The sequence below is a fragment of the Microcoleus vaginatus PCC 9802 genome (genome assembly GCA_022701275.1).
In the GTDB taxonomy this organism is placed as follows: domain Bacteria; phylum Cyanobacteriota; class Cyanobacteriia; order Cyanobacteriales; family Microcoleaceae; genus Microcoleus; species Microcoleus vaginatus_A.
The window spans coordinates 3,183,936-3,202,457 of sequence record CP031740.1; the positions used below are offsets into that span (position 1 = coordinate 3,183,936).

An 18,522-nucleotide genomic window follows, 5' to 3' on the forward strand; every position below is an offset into this window, starting at 1 on the left:
TTATCTACTCGTTACCAGGCAGAGCCTGGTAACACCGATCCGGAGGCTCTGCCTCCAATTTTCATGGAAGCTGGCGAGGCAGAGCCTCTGGATATCGGTTCCCAGGCAGAGCCTAGGAACCAGTTAACTAAAAAAACTACACTGTCACCCCTTCAATTTTCTCATCAGTTAACTCATACAACTCGCGCAACTGCTGCAACTTATCCGCATCCGGCAGCCAAAAACCCCGGCCGTTAGCCTCCAACATTCTGCCGACTATATTGCGAAAAGCTTCAGGATTTGCCTCCCGCAACTTCTGCGCCATTTCCCGATCTAAAGCATAAGTATCAGCCGCCTGATCGTAAACCCAACCATCAGTAAAATCAGCCGTTCCGCCCCAACCAATTAACGCCGTCATGCGCTGCGAAATTTCATAAGCGCCGCCCGAACCTTGATTGACCATCGCGTTAGCCCACTTAGGATTTAGCAACTTAGTTCGATATTCCAAGCGCAGCAAATCTTCTAAATTGCGCGGCGTTGTATCCTGAGAAAAACTTTCTACAAAACTCGTGTTAACCTTTTTGCCGCGCTGCTTTTCTGCGGCTTTCTTCAAACCGCCAGTATTCGCATAATACTCTTGAATATCAGTCAAACCGTATTCAACAGAATCAATTTCTTGAATTATGCGATCGCACCCTTGCAACAACTGAGTCAAAACCTCCGGCCTCGCTTCCCCCTTATCCTTCCTCCCGTAACTAAAAACATTGCGACTTTCCCAAGTTTTCCCCAACTCATCCCCCGATTCCCAACTACCATCAACAACCCTATCGTTAACCAAAGAACCAAAATCCCCAGCCGGATTAGAAAACAACCTTGCCGAATAATTCTGCACACCTTGTCCCTGCAAAATTAAAGCGTGTTTGCGAATAAAATTCTCCGATTCCGGTTCATCAGCATCCGCCGCGCGCCCAAACAAATCGTCCAACAACTCAATAATATTCACAAAGCTATCACGGAAAATCCCAGAAAGATTTCCCAACACATCAATCCGGGGATGACCGACATCAGCTAACGGTTTTAATTCATAGCGAACAATGCGGCCAGTACCTTCTTTAAGAGGTTCAGCACCCACCAATTCTAGCAGAATTCCAATAGATTCGCCCCGCGTTTTAATCGCATCCAAACCCCACAACATCACCGCCACCGTCTCAGGATAATTCCCCTGTTCCTCAACGTGCTTCTCAATAATTTTCCGAGCAATTTCGCGCCCCCTTTCATAAGCCGCCGGAGAAGGCATCCGATAAGGGTCTAAAGCGTGAATATTCCGACCAGTTGGCAACACCCCAGCCCCATCCCGCAACAAATCCCCGCCCGGTGCAGGCAGAATATATTCCCCATTCAAACCCCGCATAAGATTAGTCAACTCATCCGTCGTTTGCAACAACAAATTCCGCACTAACAAACCCTCCTCAAAAGCCCCATCAAACCCCTCTTGTGGCACAGGCATCTTGCCTGTGCTTGTTTGTGGCACAGGCATCTTGCCTGTGCTTGCTTGCGAAACAATTGCTTTCACCTGTTCCTCCGACAACCTATCCCCAAAATAAGCCTCAAGATAAGAGGTCATTTCCTCAGAATTAGGCGGTTCCCCGAGAACGTGCAAACCAGAAGAAAACAAGCGACATTCCACCACCTGCAAATACTCGTAAAGCTTCACCAAATAGCGGTGAAAAACATCAGGACTGAACATTCCCACATTCTCAAAACTAAAAGCAATCCCCAACTTGCGAGCCTCATCAAACGGACAATCAGCCTCCAAACCGCTATCTAAAATTGTCTTGCAAATAGCCTCTTTCAGCACATAATTCTTTGCCGTATCTTCCCGATATTCGGCAATCAAATCCCGCAAAGCCATCAATTCCTTGTACAAGCCCGCGCGGCCGTAGGGCGGCACGTTGTGAGAAATCAAAACACCGTAACCGCGCCGTTTTGCTAACATCGATTCCGAGGGATTGTTGGCGGCATAGATATAAAGATTCGGCAAACTTCCCAACAAAATATCCGACCAAGAATAGCCAGTATTTCCCAGAGGAGAACCTGGCAACCATTCCACCGTGCCGTGCATTCCGAAGTGAACCACAGCATCAGCTTGCAAATCATTTTGCAGCCACTTGTAAAAAGCAGCGTATTGAGGGTGAGGTGTCAAATCGCGATCGAACATTAAGCGCATCGGATCGCCCGAAATTCCCAGCGGCGGCTGCAAACCTATCCAAACATTCCCCAGTTGAATGCCACCGATTAGGAACTCGTCGCCGTCTGTCTTAATGCCAGTACCAGTCAGAGATTCCCACTGTTTTTCGATACGACTTGTTAACAGATAGCCCAGCCATTTTTCTAAAGTTTTGACATTAACAGTCTCTTTTGTGGTACGGGCATCTTGCCCGTCACAAGTAGGTTCATCCGCCTCTTTCACCCTGCGAATTAACTCCTCACCGTCAGCCGGAATTTTTCCAACTGTATAACCTGCTGCTTGAAGTTTGTGCAGGAAATTTAGCAGCGATTTCGGTACATTTAATAAAGCAGCCGTACCAGCCGCACCGTAACCGGGAGGAAACCCGTAGAGAATAATCGCAATTTTCCTTTCAGATGGCGGAGTCTGGCGCAATTTCACCCAATTATTAATTCTACTTGTCAGGCGTTTGGCGCGATCGGGCACCAGATAAATATCCTCACCCACCAAACCGCCTAGGGGAACAGGATCGATCGCGCCATCCAACTCCGGCAAAGCATACAATACCACACTTTGCAAACCTCCAATCCCCTGACGAGTCCAAGAATGGATATCCTGAATCAGCAGAGGTGCGGACACAAAATAAGGTACATTTTTAGCAGTTAAAATCCGCTTAGCAACTTCCACCTGCCTTCCACCCTCCATCGAACCAGCAGGCCCGCCAACCAAAGGAAAGCCAATAGTAGAAACAATCGCATCAACTTCCACAGCATCTTTAGAAAGCGAGAGAGTTTCAATATTGCCTTGTTTTCGCCGCGCAGTTTCATCAGCAGTCGTCATCCAATCCCGCACCGCCACATGGCCTTCAACGCCATTGATAAAAATCGGCAAAGGCACAATTCCCGCATCTTCAAAATAGCGAATTAATTGAGGAATATAAGGCTGCTTGGTGATAACGTGTTTGCGGTAAAGCAAAATTCCCACAACAGGGGATTTTACTTGATCTGAATTTGGAAACCCATTGGTTCCAAACTTTGTGGAACGGGCATCTTGCCCGTTACAAACCTGGTCAGAAATTTGAGACAAATTTGTCTCAAATTTTGTGGAACGGGCATCTTGCCCGTTATAACCCTTTCTATCAAGATGTCTAGCCTCTTTTGTGGAACGGGCATCTTGCCCGCCCCTAGCACTTTGATGACTCAGATACCAATCCAAATATTGCCGAGGCGATTCAAAATAACCATTATAATGGGGATGCAATAAACCCATATTGGGAGTTTCCACAGGCGGCGGAATTTCTGCAACCTTCAGCCCCAAATACTTTTCGGCAATAATCCAAAACATCGACACAACATTATCCGCCCCGCCCGCATTCCAGTAACCATAAATAATCAGCCAGTTTCGCAAATCCTGCACTTTTTGCACCGGCACATATTTTAATAATTTCGGCCCAACCTTCAAAAAGCTGATATAACCAGCCAGCTTATCTTCTTCTCGCCCATTGCTAAACTTATCCAGAATAAACTTAACCGGTTTCGGCATTCCCTTCGGTTTGTCGCCAATTTTAAAAGCGCCGATTTGAGTAAGACTCATCAATTCCAAAGCCGACTCAAAAACCAGGCGAATCGGAATATTCTGCACCCTTTCCCGCAGCCACATTACCGCATCGTAATCAAACAGCAAACTCCCGAAAAACACATCAGCATTCGAGAGGGCGGCTGCTACAGCGTTGGGTTCGTCTACGAGGGCGCGATCGCTAAAAACGCGCACTTCCAATCCCTGACACCCAGAAACAGCCAACTCGGCAGCTTTGCGGTACAAATCAGCATTAAAAGATTCAAACCCTGCAATTAAGACAATGCGTTTCACAGCCCTACCTCGAAATATTTGCTTCTTTTAATGATAGACTAATTGCAGAAAAGCACAGGCAAGATGCCTGTGCCACTTCCAGACAGAACAACACAAAAGATAAACTTCTTCCTTCTCTTTCTTCGCGCCCTTCGCGCCTTCGCGGTTCGTCAAATCTAAGAAAATATTAAAATAATCAGACCAATCCAAACACAAGCATAATTAAAACAGTGAATCGAATTCCTCCCGCAATAGTTATATTAGGTCAAAACAGCCTGCCGATCGCCAAAAAAATCTCCGCACATTTCCCCGGTTCCCAGATTTACGGTTTAATCGATCGCACGAACGACGCAGACATCAACTTTAGCAACTTCGGCGAAACATTGCGGGAATTATTTGCCACAGAAACCCCAATTATCGCTATCTGCGCCGCCGGAATAATCATCCGCACCCTCGCCCCGCTGCTGTCAGACAAACGCGCCGAACCGCCAGTTTTAGCCGTCGCAGAAGACGGAAGCGCCGTCGTACCGCTGCTGGGCGGTTTGCACGGCGTTAATGATTTGGCCAGAGAGATTGCAGCAGCCCTCGGCGTACAGCCTGCAATTACCACAACCGGAGATATCCGCTTTCGCACTGCGCTGTTGAGTCCTCCCCAAGGCTATTCTTTGGCGAATCCAGAAGATGCGAAGACTTTTATTTCAAATTTGCTCGCCGGGGCCAAAGTACGCCTAGAAGGTGCTGCAAGCTGGCTTTCCGAGAGCAATTTGCCGATCGCCCCCGACGCCCAATTAACTATCCGCGTCACCGAAAAAGCAATTGCGCCGACGCCAGATTGTTTGGTTTACCATCCGCAAATTGCAGCAGTTGCACTCGCGAATCTATCGAATATTCAGCCAGAAATAGCCCTGTATTGCGTGCAGGAATTACTGGCAAAAACAAATTTAGCAGCAGCTTCTGTTGCTGGATTTTTTGCATTAAAACATGAGATGGGAAATCCGGCACTTGAAGCAGTTTCACAATATTTTAAAGTCCCCGTCCGCTTTTTCAATCTCTCCGAACTTGTCGAATTAGACTCAATTGGATTCATCGAAAATAAGGCTGCACAAATTGCCCTGACAGCAGCAGGTGCAAACAGTCAGTTAATCGAATGCGATCGCACTTTATCCCTGAATTGCGCGCTCGCCCTGGCCGCCGAGCCCATAAATGCTAGCGCGATCGGAATTAGCCGCGGCCAACTCGCGATCGTCGGTACGGGCCCTGGAGGCGCGGCCTGGATGTCCCCGGAAGTTAAGGAAATTCTGCGCGAAGCCACGGATTGGGTGGGTTACAAGTTCTATCTCGACTTAGCCGGAACCCTCCGGGAAGGACAAAAGCGGCACGATTCCGACAACCGCGAAGAGATCGATCGCGCCCGTTTTGCCCTAGATTTAGCAGCATCGGGTCAATCTGTAGCTGTGGTTTCGTCGGGAGATCCGGGTATTTTTGCGATGGCGGCGGCGGTGTTTGAGGCGATCGACTTTGATGCCAAACCCGAATGGCAAGGCATCGATATTCGGGTGGCACCGGGCATTTCAGCCATGCAGGCGGCCGCTGCTGCGATCGGAGCACCCCTCGGACACGATTTTTGCGTGATTTCGCTTTCGGATATTCTCAAGCCTTGGGAGGTCATTGAACAGCGGATTGCGGCCGCTGCGATCGCAGATTTCGCGCTCGCATTTTACAATCCGATCTCGAAACAGCGGATTTGGCAACTCTCAAGGGCGATCGAGATTTTGTTGCAAAGTCGCGATGCTAATACCCCCGTCATATTGGGGCGAAACCTCGGCCGGCCCGGTCAATCTGTGCGCGTTTGCACCCTCGGCGAATTCCAGCCAGAAGATGCAGACATGAGAACTTTAGTGATTGTCGGTTCGAGTCAAACTCGGATTATTCCCCGCAAATATGGAGATGTTTGGGTTTACACGCCACGCAGGTACGACAAATAAGTAAAGCCGCAAAAACTTAGGAAATAAGCAATTGATTGAAAGCTAAATGACTTTGCCAAAGAGATGTTTTGATCTCGCTGGGGGGGTCTAGGTTAAGAAATGGTGGCGAATCACTCGATCGCGATCGACCTGTTATTTCATCTCATGGTTTTCACTCTCGATTCATCAGCGATCGCCTTTGATTACAGAAATCCTCGGTACTGAGGGATCTCGGCTTCCTGAAGCCGAGTTTCTCTGGCAGATATCGAGGGAATTTAGATACCGACTCAACCCAAGTCAGGATTTCAGCTTCTTTTTTGGATTTATATAATTTACATCTCAGGAAACAAAAAAAAATTATATAGCCAGAATAGAATTAAGGGCGATCGAGGTCTGTTAAATTCCTTAATCCTACGATAATCCTACGGTTACAAAAAGAGGGTTTTCACCTGGATGAGTCTTCTGTGTCTTTGGGTAGACCGAATTTTTTTTGTCTTTTGATAAGATTTCCTTAAACAAAGCTTAATAGAACAGTTAAAAGAACATGAAATTCCAAATTCCTTTAGCTCCTGGGGCTGTAACCCAATTTTTGCTTCGAGTGGTAGCCTGTCTAGCTGTACTCTCTTTCTTAAGTCAGATGAGTCTGTACTACTTGCCGGAATACCCGTTGAGAGAGTACATTGCAAGGATATTTAACGTTGATGCCGAGCGGAACCTTCCCACCCTCTACTCATTTTTGGCATTGCTGTTTAGTTCTCTCTTGCTGGGTGTGATCGCCTATGCAAAAAATGTGGATAGCGATCGCTACAAAAATCACTGGAAAATTTTATCATTCATATTTCTATATTTATCATTAGACGAAGCTGGTCAATTGCACGAAAAGTTTATAAATCCGATGCGAAGCTTGCTAAATGCCTCAGGAGTTTTTTACTTTACTTGGATTGTGCCGTTCGCTTTTCTGGTAGCACTCTTTCTATTATCCTATAGTAAGTTTGTGTTCCACCTTCCTGTTGCCACAAGAAAATTGTTTGTAGCAGCAGGCGCTCTTTATGTTGGAGGAGCAATCGGGATGGAAATGATTGGAGCCTACCTATTTACTACAATAGGAATGGAGAATGTATATTACCTGATAGTAGCGACCCTGGAAGAGTCATTAGAGATGGTGGGAATCGTTGTATTTATCCACGGATTGATTTCATATATCAAGACATATTTAGGCGGCGTAAGTTGGAATATTTACATACCAGGAAACAACACACAAGCTACCGAATATCAAAATATTGGCTTACCTTCCCTTAGCGGACCAGCCAACACAAATCTATTAAAGTGAATCACTTAAAACCCGGTTTAATGGACGACGAAAATACTGCATTATGGCTTTTGAGCAGGATAAAAAACCCGGTTTTTTTGGTAATGATGTGTCCTGGACTGGAGATCCTGCGATCGCCAGCGGACACAACGACTAATATATAGGCTGCTTGCTGCACGAAAAGACTAATTAGAGGTGGAACAGCTTAGTTCACAGATGACATCCTCACCTTTACCAGAAAATCACTAAGAGCAACCTTTGCATGAGGATTTGACGGCAAATGACTTGTAAAACTTGCATCTTCTAATATATTAATTAGCCGATCGCGCTCTTGCTGATAAAATTCAATATCTGTATCTTCCAGCACAGATTTTTCCTCCCCAGCCAGCTTGCGATCGATCAAATCAGGAATATACGACAACTGGAACTTCTCGTTAAGTTTTACCAAATTCGCCTCAACTTCCCCCGTTTGCATCAAGTGAATCCCAGCCAGCAACACCCGGTAAACATACAGCAGCGGCTTAACCCGACGCGGGCGTTCTTTCTCAAACAATTTCCATTGAGTTTGAGCAAAACCGAGATAGTGGTGGCTGTGGTGCTTGGTAATGCAGTGAGAGGCAATAGCCTTTAATTCCTCGTGTTCCTTTGTACTGTAAACTATCAGCGGCGAATACAGTTGTTCCAAGACGTAGCCGTTGCGCTTCAACAGCAACTCAAAAAATTTCTTGATGTCGTGAGTTACTAAATCGAGTTGCATTCCCTCCCGAACTTCAGAAACTTCGATCGTTTCTTCTCCAGCAATCAGCCCAATTACTTTGGGTAGCGGCAAAATGTGTACTCCCCGCAAGTCGAAGTCAGAATCTGCGGAAGGAAAGCCGTATAAGTGCGAACCGCTGACAGTCGCAAACAACAGCGGATAAGGTTGAACGGAGATAATTTGGGCGAGATTCGAGATGTATTCTGTCATTTATTCCAGTCCATGCAGGCGGGCTTTGTTTCACAAGAAGCGATTTCAAGATCCGATTTCGATCGCACCTCTGCGAGATTTAATCAAAAACAGATTCGCTTTCTCGTAATTAGGACGTTCTGGCAATTTAGTGGCAGCAAAAGCGCGATCGAACTCACCGTGTAAACTCAACCGCCACTGATTCACCTCTTCCCAGGATATTTCTTGGTTGCGGATCGATAAAAGTTGCGATCGATAATCCTGCACCCGAACAGGCACAAACCCCTCCTTGAGCACCGTAATTCCTGACAGCAGCAAGCGAATTAAGTGCATCGCGTGCTTCCAACGAATTTCCCCGGTATTGCGGAGGTCTTGCTCCATTTTTTTAAATTGAGACAAAACGTAGCTATTGTAAGTTTGGTAAACCAATTGAGAAAGAAATATTTCCCTAATTTCCAGCAATTCTTGTGCGACAGGAGAAACCGTTTCTACTAAAGGCGTGTACAAACATTCTAGCACATTTGGATTAGCTTTTAGTGCCAAAACTAGAAACTTTTGCAGTTCCCAATAGCATTCCTGATTTTCCTTGTTTTCCAATTGTTCTGGAATGCCGTAAAGCGACCAATGAAGTATTGCCGGCGGCAGGTAAATCCCGCGTCTGTCTGTATCGGATTGCTCGTTATCAAGACCATAAGCTCTCGAACCAAGAATGCAGCGGTAAATTACAGAATCATAGAGGTTGTATTCTGCAAGAAAATCTCCTCCTGACTGCAATCCTTCGCTCTGAAACTGCTTGCGGATGCTGAGTTCGTGCCGCCGCAGACTAACTTCTGTTCCGTCTGGGAGTTTGACTAAATATGCGTGAGAATTGTCTGTAGGCGATTGAAGGATGACACCTACTAATCCCGGTTTCCAAGATTGGTCACGGGCGGGGTTTTTAACCTCAATTCTGGTGACAATTTGGGTTCCTGTGGGTAGGATTAAGTTGAAATTTTGAGGAATATTGGCATTTGCCATGAGGAAACCTCCTGCGGGGGCACGAGCTACAATGTTAGTGTAGCATATGTGTAGTATAGAAGGCAAGTTTTGGGCGATCGCGGATTTGGCCTTGTTGAACAGTGTCTAATTCACGATCAAAGAGGAATACCGCCAGCGCTTTGAGGGGGAGGTGTTGGAGATTGTGGAGACTCACCCGACAATTGCCACGATTAGCAACGGGCAAGCGGTGACGGACTTGCAATTGGTGACGTTAGAGGCTACACTGAGGCAAGAGTTGCGTAGAAAAAACGTGCATTTGTCGGAGTCGAATATTCGCAAGGCGTTTAATTTGAAGGTAATTGGAATCAATACGGTATACTACTTTTGTTCTACAAAGCGCCCAACATTGGAAACGTCTACCAACTCTCCCGGCTCTCACTCTTAAAGTATAGAAGAACACAGAGGCTGATAGATGGATGAAATTGATTGGTTATACCCCTTTGGATGTCTCCCCCCAAGCAATGAAAATGAGTGGTTGAATCTTAAAGACTTTGTAGATATTTATAACTCCATTCATACTACACACTACATCCTAGAATCCTTTCCTGAAAACGATAATCGTACAACTCCCGAACCGGAGATTCTACTTCGTGATGGCGATGCACGGATGGTAATTGAGCGTAAGGCGTTCTCATGGACTTCAGACCATATCAGACATCACCAACTTTGGCATGAGTTTACCAAGACATTTACAAATAAAGTAAGAAGCACTTTTTTCGACGATGTTTATGTGCTTGAGATTAATAATGTAGATATGCCAAAAAATAAGAGAGAAGTGATTAGGTTGGCAAATGAAATAGCAAGCTCAGTTATTGAGCATGAAGCATGGATTAAGAATTCAGAAGGAATTGCCACGGATGAATCACCGTTATGGAGCTTCTTCAGAATACCAGAGATAGACCGAGAGGATGCCCCTATTGAGTCGGGTATTTGTTGTAGTCTGAAAAACCCATTTAACTATAGCCAACAAGAAATAAGAGATTTATCCCCACAAATAAAATCGGAAGTAGCTGAACTCATTAAACGTGCGGCTCCTAAGTTTGATAAATATCGCGATTGTATCAAGATTTTAATTTTGGAGTTACACACGAACGTCTTAACTTTTTCAATTAAAAGTTTAACTCAGATTATACAAACTATCGAGGTACCTGAAAGTATCGATCAAATCTGGATTGGAGGACAAGTTGAACTGAACAGTGGGGAATCAGTATTAGATTATGAGTTAGCCGTAAACAAGCGGAAGTTCGCGATTTAGCCGAATTTTTGCAGTAAAGACAACAACAAAAGCAAGTAAGCTAAAAAAGCTATTACCGATGACAAATAACTTGTCACTTATCATAAAAATTAATGGGCAATACAGGATTTGAACCTGTGACCCCTTCCGTGTGAAGGAAGTGCGCTACCACTGTGCTAATTGCCCGCAGATAACTAAGATACCATACCAAGTCCAAATTGGCAACTAAATTTTTCCTAAAAAATCAGCAGCTTGTTTCCGAGTTAAACTCGACACAATGCCAAGAATACAGGCATTTGTCGAGTCTGGCATCAGTTAACCTGCCACCAACCCGCCGCTGGGCCGACAAATCGCACTACAATCCACCAAGCCACCAAAAGGCTAATCCCGATCCAGCTTCCGCGACTTGTCCACTTGACAAAATCTTGGCTTTGGGTTTTCGTGATTGGCAGCCAGGAAACGATGCGTTCTTCTTTACCGTATTCGTCGCCGATCGCCTCTTTGCGACGCTTAGATTCACCCATAATCTTTGTCTACTAAATTAGATTTCAACTGGATACCTAACCAAATTATACGCCAACAGGTGATCTCAAGCCTGCGTCAGCCAAGTCGTATCCAAATAATCAATCCTCGCAAAAGGACTCAAAGCCGCTAAAACCTGCTGTCCATAACTGCGGTGAATCACCCTGCTGTCGAAAATCGCCACCACCCCTTGACGTTCTCGCACCGGCGCGATCGCCCGTTGCAACTCATTCAGCGCCGCCGGCAGTAAATACAACCGAAACCAATCCTTGCGCCGTTCCTTATAATAAGCCACACGCGCCGTCACCAAAGGATTCTCCAAAGAAGGTAGCGGCAAAGTTGCGATCGCCAGCAAATGAGGCGCGCTCAATTCCCCCTGATGTTCCCGCCAAAACTCCCACCCCGTCACCAAAATCGCATTCTCGCCCACATCTGTTTTTTCTACCTGCACCCGAGAACCGAACTCAGAAGCCAAAATCGCCGCCAGCCGAGCCTTCAGCGGTACATCACCAACAATCAGCACAGTTAAACCCGCCACCGACGCGCTCATCAACAGCAAAGTCCGAATTTCTTCCATTAAAACACCCTGAAATTCCGGCGTATTTGGCAGCGGCAGCCAGTTGGGAATGTACAGTTGAATTAATTCACTTTGTCGATCGGGCGAAAACTTAACGCTCGTCAATTCTGGAAGTCCCAGCATTTCCCGGAAAATCGGAGCCTTCGGTTCCACATCCACCGCCCCACCAATCAACACCACGGGCTGATCGTCCCAAATTTTGCCCAAAACCTCCCCCACCTGCACCGGCGCGCAGTAAAGAGAAAATGACCCAGCCTCCCGATGAATTTGCGCCCACCGCAGTTTTCCGTTTGTTTCCCACCGCTGCCAAAAATTTCTCCAAGCAGCCGGAATTAGGGGGTTTGGCTCGATTTTTTCAAACAGCCCCTGCAAAATATTTTGCTCTGCCGTTTCCAGCAAATAGCACTCCTCTGGTTTCGCCGGATGCTGAAAGAATGCCCGCGTTAGCATTACCCGCCCTTGGAGGATTGCATCGGCTTCCAAAGGCTGAGATTGCATTAAATCATTCCAATCAGCCGGTTGCAAACCCGCCGTCAATTGCTGGCGCGTCCAAACTTCCAAGTCATCCACACCGTCGATAATTGTCGGAATATTCCTGTGCAGTTGCGAATTCCCCGCCAAGCGAGCCGCCAGCCAAGACTCGGGATCTGCTAGCATCAATCCTCGCCCCGTGGCACGATCCGAATAAGTCTCGATTGACCCCTCTGTTTGCAGCCACTCTTGCAAACGCGGAATTTCCACGGCTCTCAAATGCTCAATCAGCGGTGTCGGCGCCACTAAAATCACAGGCTCCGGCCACATCAATATCGGCATCAAATAGCTAACTCGATACCGCTGTCGGTAAGCTCCAGCGGGAAGCCCTGTTTGGATCAGAGCGCTGCGCCCCAAGCGCAAAGCGCGCGCCACGAGCCGCGCCATGGTTAAATGGTGGGGCCAGTGCGGCTCGGAGTTCGATCGCAGGAAGCGGAGCAATGAGTTGTGGACTTCTACCTCAATCAATCGGTTTTAAAATTGATATTTCTCACTCAACATAATCAAAACTGGCCAGAAAATCAACTACTTTTTGACCGAGAGGCAAACTGAATTTACTGTCCTGATGAGTTGCACCTCCCTTCCCAAAATTCCCGTGAGAATTCACCATCAAACTCTCCTGTCCCGAACTAATTAAAATAGTTTGGGTAGGTGACTCAAAAAACTTTGTTGGCTGACTAACCCGTGATATATTAGAAACCAAATTTATCAACTCATTTAATTTATTTGTAGCTGTACTCAATGCTTTACGCAACTGCACTATTCGTTTCTCATCCAAATTTTGAGTTTCGATATTTTTGCCGATAACCATAATATTTCTCTGAGTTTGTACAGCATCCTTAAAAGGAAGAATCGCTAAAAAAGCTGCTGGCAATAAATGCTCATCGCTCTCAAATCTAAAAGTGAGAGTTGTGCGGCGGTAGCCGACTTCAATATTAGGAGGAAAATTCATGGCCCGGTAATGCCGAGCTATTTCGCTGTAAACTGTTGCTAAAGTGCTGTTTGCTGAATAGTCTAAAAGTGCATCAACCACAATTTGCACTAACCCAGGCGTGTGATTTAAAAATTTTCTCGATTCTGACGGCGAATTAAATTGTTGAATCTGAGTGCGATCGCCAGCCGGGCTGAGGTCAATCCACTGGCAAGTAATATCCTCTGCAATGATACCACACCGAGGAACCAAATACAGCTTTGCTCCTGTTAAAGTTGCTCCCCTCAAATCAGCGCCCACCCAATCGGCATTAATCAAATTTGTTTCTGTCAAATCAGCGTGAACGAAACTAGCACTTCCTAAATTAGTATTTCTTAAATCTGCTCCGTTAAGGTTAGCTCCGCTCAATTTAGCAAAGCTCAGATCCGCGCCGTTGAGGTTAGCTCCCGTCAAATCAGCCCATTTGAGGTTAGCTCCGCTCAAATTTGCACTGCTGAGATTCACCTGTTGCAAAGAAGCTTGTCTCATATCGGCATTGCTCAAATTGACGCCGCTAAGTTCTGCTTTCGTCAAATCTGCGCCGTGTAAGTTAGCTTCTTGAAAGTTAGCTGAAGAAGCCGAAGCACCTCTGAGATTTGCACCGGAAAGATTAGCACCGCACAGGTTAGCTTCCGTCAGTTTTACCTCTCTTAAATCTGCTTCAGTCAGGTTAGCGCCGCTGAAGTTAGTTTTGCTGAGTTCGCAGCGGACTAATTCGCTTCTAATCAGGGATGCTCGGATTAATTGAGCTGCACTTAAATCGGCTCTCACTAAGTTTGCTACGTTGATAGTAGCCCCGTTTAAGATTGCCCGCGAGAGGTTGGTACTGCTGAGTCTAGCCACATTCAGGTTAGCTTCGCTCAAGTTAGCTTCGCTCAAGTTAGCGCCGCTGAGGTTGGTGACAAATAAGCTAGCCCGCCTTAAAATTGATTGGCTGAGGTTGATGCGGCTGAGATTAGCTTCATTCAGGTTGATTCCTGTGAAATCTCTGTCACCTTCTGTGTATCTCTTGACGAGTGCAAATCGTTTGAGCAGTTCTTCAGCTTCCATTTTTTTTCTTTAATGAAATGGCAATTGGCTAACTTTTATATGGCATGAATAGAAATGATATCAAATTAATTTATAGTATTTACTCACCGAGCTGATAAAAGCTTTTGACAAACTCAATGACCGTATTTAGCGGCGGGGTGGTAAATCTTTGGGCTTTAATTGCAGGACTGATAGACGTTTTGTTGACTCCAGGCAAATTTGTCAAGTTTCTGCCAAAATCTGGGTGATAGTGAATCATCAAAGTTTCGGCGCTGGAGTTAGCCAGTACAGTTTGGGTAGGCGATTGGAAAAAACTTGACATCGGTTCGCGATCGAGGCGAATCGGCTGAATTTTCATTTCCCCTATTTTCCTCATTGTTTTGGTCAGGGCTACGTTTAATTGCACTACCATATTTGAGACTCTGACGCCCAGGTTATTACCACTTTGGGGTTGAATCATCTTGATCAGAGTAATCAAATTTTTCTGAGTAAATGCTGCATCACTAAAGGGAATAATCGCAACGAAAGCTGTGGGAAATAGTTGCTCGTCCTGCTCTATTTTAAAGGATATGATTGTGCGTCTGGAATTAACTTCGATACTGGGAGGATGGCTCAAAGCAGGGTATTGACGGGCAATTTGGCGGTAGGTAGCTGCAAGGACAAAGTTAGCATCGGGGTCGAGGGGTCGATCGACAATAATTTGAACTGTCGGTGGTGTAGCATTGAAAAACCTTTGAGATTCTTCTGGGGTAAAGCGCTGAATGTGGCTGCGATCGCCGTTGGGACTGAGGTCAACCCAATCGCAGGTAATGTCATCTGCTTTCACATCAAACCTAGAAACCGCGTAAATTTTTGCCCCCGTCAGGGCCGCCCCCGTCAAATCTGCGCCCACCCAATCAGCGTGAATCAAATTAGCTTGAGTCAAATCCGCGTGTACCAAAGTAGCGTTCAACAGATTGACATTGCTCAAATTTGCCCCGTACAAGTTGGCCCCACTCAATCTCGCTTCATCGAGGTCAGCGCCGGTCAGGTTCGCCCCGCTGAGGTCAGCCCACCGGAGATTAGCGCCTCGCAAGTCAGCGCCGCTAAGGTTTGCCTGAGACAGATTAGCTTGTCTGAGTTCGGCATTGCAGAGGTTGACTCCTCGCAAGTCTGCCCTACTGAGGTCGGCTCTGTGCAAGTTTGCCCGTTCCAAGTTTGCCGCTGTTAGGGAAGCGCCTCTCAGGTGAGCCCCGCTGAGGTCGGCTTGCTCTAGATTGGCTTCTCTGAGGGTTGCTTCTCTCAAATCTGCTTCGCTGAGATTTGCACCGGTCAAATTGGCACTGCTGAGGTTGGCTCGAATCAGTTCGGATCTGATCATTGTAGCTTCGACGAGTTGGGCTTCTCTGAGGTCGGCTCGAATCAAGTTAGCCACGTTGAGAATAGCGCCGCTGAGGTTGGCTTTGTAGAGATTGGCACCGCTGAGTCTGGCAACATTGAGTTTAGCTTTTCTCATGTTGGCGTTTGACAAATTGGTGCCGCTCATGTTGGTGAGGCTCAAGATTGCCTCACTGAAATTAGCTCCGCTTAGATCGATCCTGCTGAGATTTGCCTCGCAAAGGAGGATGGCAGTAAAGTCTCTTTCTCCTGCTGCATATTTGGTGATGAGTTCTTCGGCATCCATGCTTTTCAATTTCCCTGATGTGTTAGCTAGAACAAAGCTTTGTTGTGCCAACCTTTAAACTAGAATAAGCATTTTTTGTAACTTGATGCAATATGCCTAGACATCTATATTGTGGAAGCCTTTTATAAAATCCAAAATGCTAGTGATATTAGCTTGAGCCAATTTTGTGCTTTCGGCTAACTTACCCGATGGTGAGTTACTTGGCTCGTATTTTTTAATCAGGCGCTTGCCGAAGGCAGGGTGGTGATATACGCTGAGTCTTTGATCGCGGGAATTAATTAATATCATCTGTGTGGGAATTTGAAAAAAATTGATGCTTTCGCCGATTTTTGGAAAAGAACTGGAAATTTTGATTTGGTCTACTTTGCTGATAGCTTGGTTGAGAGCTTTGCTGCATAACTGGACGTGTTTTGATTCTTTGACGTTAAGTTTACCTGCATCGTGGGATTGAATCATTTTCATCAAAGCTATTAGGTTTTTTTGAGTTATGGCAGCATCGTTAAAAGGAATGATGGCAACGTAAGCGGTGGCAAATAATTTATCGTCGCTGTCCATTTTAAAGGCGAGTACGGTGCGCCTGGAGCTGACTTCGATCGTGGGAGGCTGACTTAAACTCGGGTATTGTTGGGCAATTTGGTAATAAGTTGCAGCTAGTGCAAAATGAGCGCCTTGGTCTAAGGGCGAGTCAATCACAATCCGAACTGTGGGCAAGGTTTCATGAAAAAATTCCTGGGTTCCTCCCGAGTTCAACCAGTAAATTTGGCTGTGGTCGCCGTTGGGACTGAGATCAACCCACTTGCAGGTCATGCCTTCGGTTTTGATGCCGAGTCGCGAAACTGCGTGAAGTTTGGCTCCGGTTAAGGTGGCTCCGGTTAAGTCGGCTCCAATCCAGTCGGCGCGGATCAGATAGGCATTTGTCAGGTCGGCGTGAACTAAGCTGGCATTCAGCAAGTTGGCGTGGCAGAGGTCGGCTCGGCTGAGGTCGGCACCGCTCAATTTGGCTTCGCTCAGGTCGGCCCAGCGGAGATTACAGCCGCTGAGAATAGCCCAACGCAAATTGACGCCGCTGAGGTCGGCGCCGCTGAGTACGGCTTGAGTAAGGTTGGCTTGTCTCAGTTCTGTGCCTCGCAAGTCGGCGCCGCTGAGGTCGGCGCGACTAAGGTCGGCCCCTTGCAGGTTGGCTTGTTCGAGGTTGGCTTCTGTCAAGCACGCGCCGCTGAGGTGGGCGCCTCGAAGGTTGGCTTGAGCGAGGTTGGCTCCTCGAAGGGTGGCTTCGGTGAGGGTGGCGCCGCTGAGGTTGGCGCCGCTGAGGTTGGCGCCGCTGAGTTCGGCTCGAATCAGCTCGGCTCTGATCAGTTTGGCTCCTATGAGTATGGCTTTTTTGAGGTCAACTCGCACTAGGTAAGCGACATTGAGGTCGGCGTCGGTGAGGTCGGCGCCGCCTAGATGGGCGCCGCTGAGTCTGGCGATGTTGAGTTTGGCACCGATGAGGTTGGTTTGGCTGAGGTTGGCTCCGCTCAGGTTTGCTACACTCAGATTCGCACCCTTGAGGTTGGCTCCGCTCAAGTTGACGCCGCTGAGGTTGGCCTCAGTCAGGTTGATTCCGGCAAAGTTTCTTTCTCCGGCGGCATATTTTTTCAGGAGTTCCTCGACTGTCATGGGGGCGGCACCGTATCAAATATCCCCATTTTATTGCTATGAATATCGGTATTGTAGGACTGGGTTTAATTGGTGGCTCGATCGGGCTGGATTTGCGATTGCGCGGGTTTAATGTTTTTGGGGTTTCGAGTCGGCTGCAGACTTGCTCCCGGGCCCAAGCTCGTGGTGTTGTCAATGAAGCCAGCATACACCTGTCTCTAATGGCAGCAGCCGATGTGGTTTTTATTTGCACGCCGCTGGGGTCGATCGAGCCGATCGTCCGAGAATTGGTGCCCTATCTTTCCCGGGATACTATTGTAACGGATGTCGGTTCCGTAAAAACACCCATAGTGCAGGCTGTGTCTTCTCTGTGGCCGAACTTTGTGGGGGGACACCCGATGGCGGGGACTGCTGAAAGCGGAATCGAGGCGGCGGTGCCGGATTTGTTTGTCGGGCGACCTTACGTGGTGACGCCGACTCCCCAGACGCCGGCGCTTGCGGTCGATAAGGTTGAGGAAATTGCGCGGTTACTGGGTGCTAAAGTTTACCGATGTGAGCCGGAAGAACACGATCGAGCTGTGGCTTGGATTTCTCATTTGCCGCTAATGGCGAGCGCGACGCTGGTTGCTGCGTGCGATCGAGAGGGCGATCGGAATATTGTTAATTTAGCTCAACATTTGGCGAGTTCGGGTTTTCGGGACACGAGCCGCGTTGGCGGCGGCAATCCCGAGCTGGGAGTGATGGTGGCAAAGTACAATCGAGAGGAATTGTTGCGATCGCTCTCTATTTACCGCGACAGTCTCGACGAGTTCATCACTGATATCGAAGCTCAAAATTGGCAAGCTCTCGAACACAAGCTGAAGCAGACTCAACAAGCGAGACAGAATTACAACTTGTGAGCCAAAAATTACAAGCCAATTCAACCAGTAATTCACGTTCAGATTGAGGCGCAAATAGTTGGTGTAGTGGCTAAAATGAAGCCAGTGTTAACGTTTAAAGCCTAGGAACGGGGCTTTGGAGAATTTAAAATTAAACAAGAGTAAGGTG

At 47.1% G+C, this 18,522-nt stretch carries 12 protein-coding genes, 1 tRNA gene and 1 pseudogene; 5 read left to right on the plus strand and 9 right to left on the minus strand.

Features of this window, described 5'->3' with window-relative positions; genetic code table 11:
• Positions 1–136: 136 nt before the first annotated feature.
• The gene (locus tag D0A34_12900) at positions 137–4,075 is read right to left on the minus strand and encodes a DUF3479 domain-containing protein (protein UNU19647.1); all 3,939 of its coding nucleotides are present in this window, start codon (positions 4,073–4,075) and stop codon (positions 137–139) included.
• Positions 4,076–4,284: 209 nt separating this feature from the next.
• Between D0A34_12900 and cobJ the strand changes: the two genes are divergently transcribed.
• Positions 4,285–6,039: a precorrin-3B C(17)-methyltransferase gene (cobJ, locus tag D0A34_12905; protein UNU19648.1), complete on the plus strand. Its 1,755-nt coding sequence runs from the start codon at positions 4,285–4,287 to the stop codon at positions 6,037–6,039.
• Between the two features lie 523 nt (positions 6,040–6,562).
• Positions 6,563–7,348 carry a hypothetical protein gene (locus D0A34_12910; GenBank protein ID UNU19649.1) on the plus strand — a complete coding sequence of 262 codons (786 nt, stop codon included), beginning with the start codon at positions 6,563–6,565 and terminating at the stop codon, positions 7,346–7,348.
• Positions 7,349–7,532: 184 nt separating this feature from the next.
• On the opposite strand, the gene D0A34_12915 is transcribed toward D0A34_12910, so the two are convergent.
• Positions 7,533–8,294, minus strand: coding sequence for a nucleotidyltransferase (locus D0A34_12915; GenBank protein UNU19650.1), 762 nt, complete (start codon positions 8,292–8,294; stop codon positions 7,533–7,535).
• Positions 8,295–8,339: 45 nt separating this feature from the next.
• A complete protein-coding gene (locus tag D0A34_12920; protein ID UNU19651.1) occupies positions 8,340–9,290 on the minus strand; it encodes a nucleotidyltransferase domain-containing protein in 951 nt (316 codons plus the stop codon).
• Positions 9,291–9,723: 433 nt separating this feature from the next.
• Between D0A34_12920 and D0A34_12925 the strand changes: the two genes are divergently transcribed.
• On the plus strand, positions 9,724–10,566 hold the full coding sequence (locus D0A34_12925; protein ID UNU19652.1) for a hypothetical protein: 843 nt from the start codon (positions 9,724–9,726) through the stop codon (positions 10,564–10,566).
• A 93-nt stretch (positions 10,567–10,659) separates the two neighbouring features.
• Here D0A34_12925 and D0A34_12930 read toward each other — a convergent pair.
• From D0A34_12930 to D0A34_12955, 6 genes are all read right to left on the minus strand, one after another.
• Positions 10,660–10,731: transfer RNA gene (locus D0A34_12930), tRNA-Val, on the minus strand.
• A gap of 125 nt (positions 10,732–10,856) precedes the next feature.
• A complete protein-coding gene (locus D0A34_12935; protein UNU19653.1) occupies positions 10,857–11,069 on the minus strand; it encodes a DUF2839 family protein in 213 nt (70 codons plus the stop codon).
• A 65-nt stretch (positions 11,070–11,134) separates the two neighbouring features.
• Positions 11,135–12,643 carry an ATP-dependent DNA helicase gene (locus D0A34_12940; GenBank protein UNU19654.1) on the minus strand — a complete coding sequence of 503 codons (1,509 nt, stop codon included), beginning with the start codon at positions 12,641–12,643 and terminating at the stop codon, positions 11,135–11,137.
• Between the two features lie 22 nt (positions 12,644–12,665).
• On the minus strand, positions 12,666–14,195 hold the full coding sequence (locus tag D0A34_12945; GenBank protein UNU19655.1) for a pentapeptide repeat-containing protein: 1,530 nt from the start codon (positions 14,193–14,195) through the stop codon (positions 12,666–12,668).
• Between the two features lie 79 nt (positions 14,196–14,274).
• Positions 14,275–15,837, minus strand: a complete 1,563-nt coding sequence (locus D0A34_12950; GenBank protein ID UNU19656.1) for a hypothetical protein — start codon at positions 15,835–15,837, stop codon at positions 14,275–14,277.
• Between the two features lie 96 nt (positions 15,838–15,933).
• Entirely contained in the window at positions 15,934–17,496 is a 1,563-nt protein-coding gene (locus D0A34_12955) for a hypothetical protein (protein ID UNU19657.1), read from the minus strand.
• 38 nt (positions 17,497–17,534) lie between these two features.
• Here D0A34_12955 and D0A34_12960 point away from each other — a divergent pair, with 38 nt between their 5' ends.
• Positions 17,535–18,374 carry a prephenate/arogenate dehydrogenase gene (locus D0A34_12960; GenBank protein UNU19658.1) on the plus strand — a complete coding sequence of 280 codons (840 nt, stop codon included), beginning with the start codon at positions 17,535–17,537 and terminating at the stop codon, positions 18,372–18,374.
• A 9-nt stretch (positions 18,375–18,383) separates the two neighbouring features.
• Positions 18,384–18,479, plus strand: a pseudogene (locus D0A34_12965) (hypothetical protein).
• Positions 18,480–18,522 lie beyond the last annotated feature (43 nt).

Bases quoted from the DNA above. Each gene is read 5' to 3' on its own strand.
- D0A34_12910 (UNU19649.1), top strand. From the start codon at position 6,563: ATGAAATTCCAAATTCCTTTAGCTCCTGGGGCTGTAACCCAATTTTTG.
- D0A34_12915 (UNU19650.1), bottom strand. From the start codon at position 8,294: ATGACAGAATACATCTCGAATCTCGCCCAAATTATCTCCGTTCAACCT.
- D0A34_12920 (UNU19651.1), bottom strand. From the start codon at position 9,290: ATGGCAAATGCCAATATTCCTCAAAATTTCAACTTAATCCTACCCACA.
- D0A34_12925 (UNU19652.1), top strand. From the start codon at position 9,724: ATGGATGAAATTGATTGGTTATACCCCTTTGGATGTCTCCCCCCAAGC.
- D0A34_12935 (UNU19653.1), bottom strand. From the start codon at position 11,069: ATGGGTGAATCTAAGCGTCGCAAAGAGGCGATCGGCGACGAATACGGT.
- D0A34_12945 (UNU19655.1), bottom strand. From the start codon at position 14,195: ATGGAAGCTGAAGAACTGCTCAAACGATTTGCACTCGTCAAGAGATAC.
- D0A34_12950 (UNU19656.1), bottom strand. From the start codon at position 15,837: ATGGATGCCGAAGAACTCATCACCAAATATGCAGCAGGAGAAAGAGAC.
- D0A34_12955 (UNU19657.1), bottom strand. From the start codon at position 17,496: ATGACAGTCGAGGAACTCCTGAAAAAATATGCCGCCGGAGAAAGAAAC.
- D0A34_12960 (UNU19658.1), top strand. From the start codon at position 17,535: ATGAATATCGGTATTGTAGGACTGGGTTTAATTGGTGGCTCGATCGGG.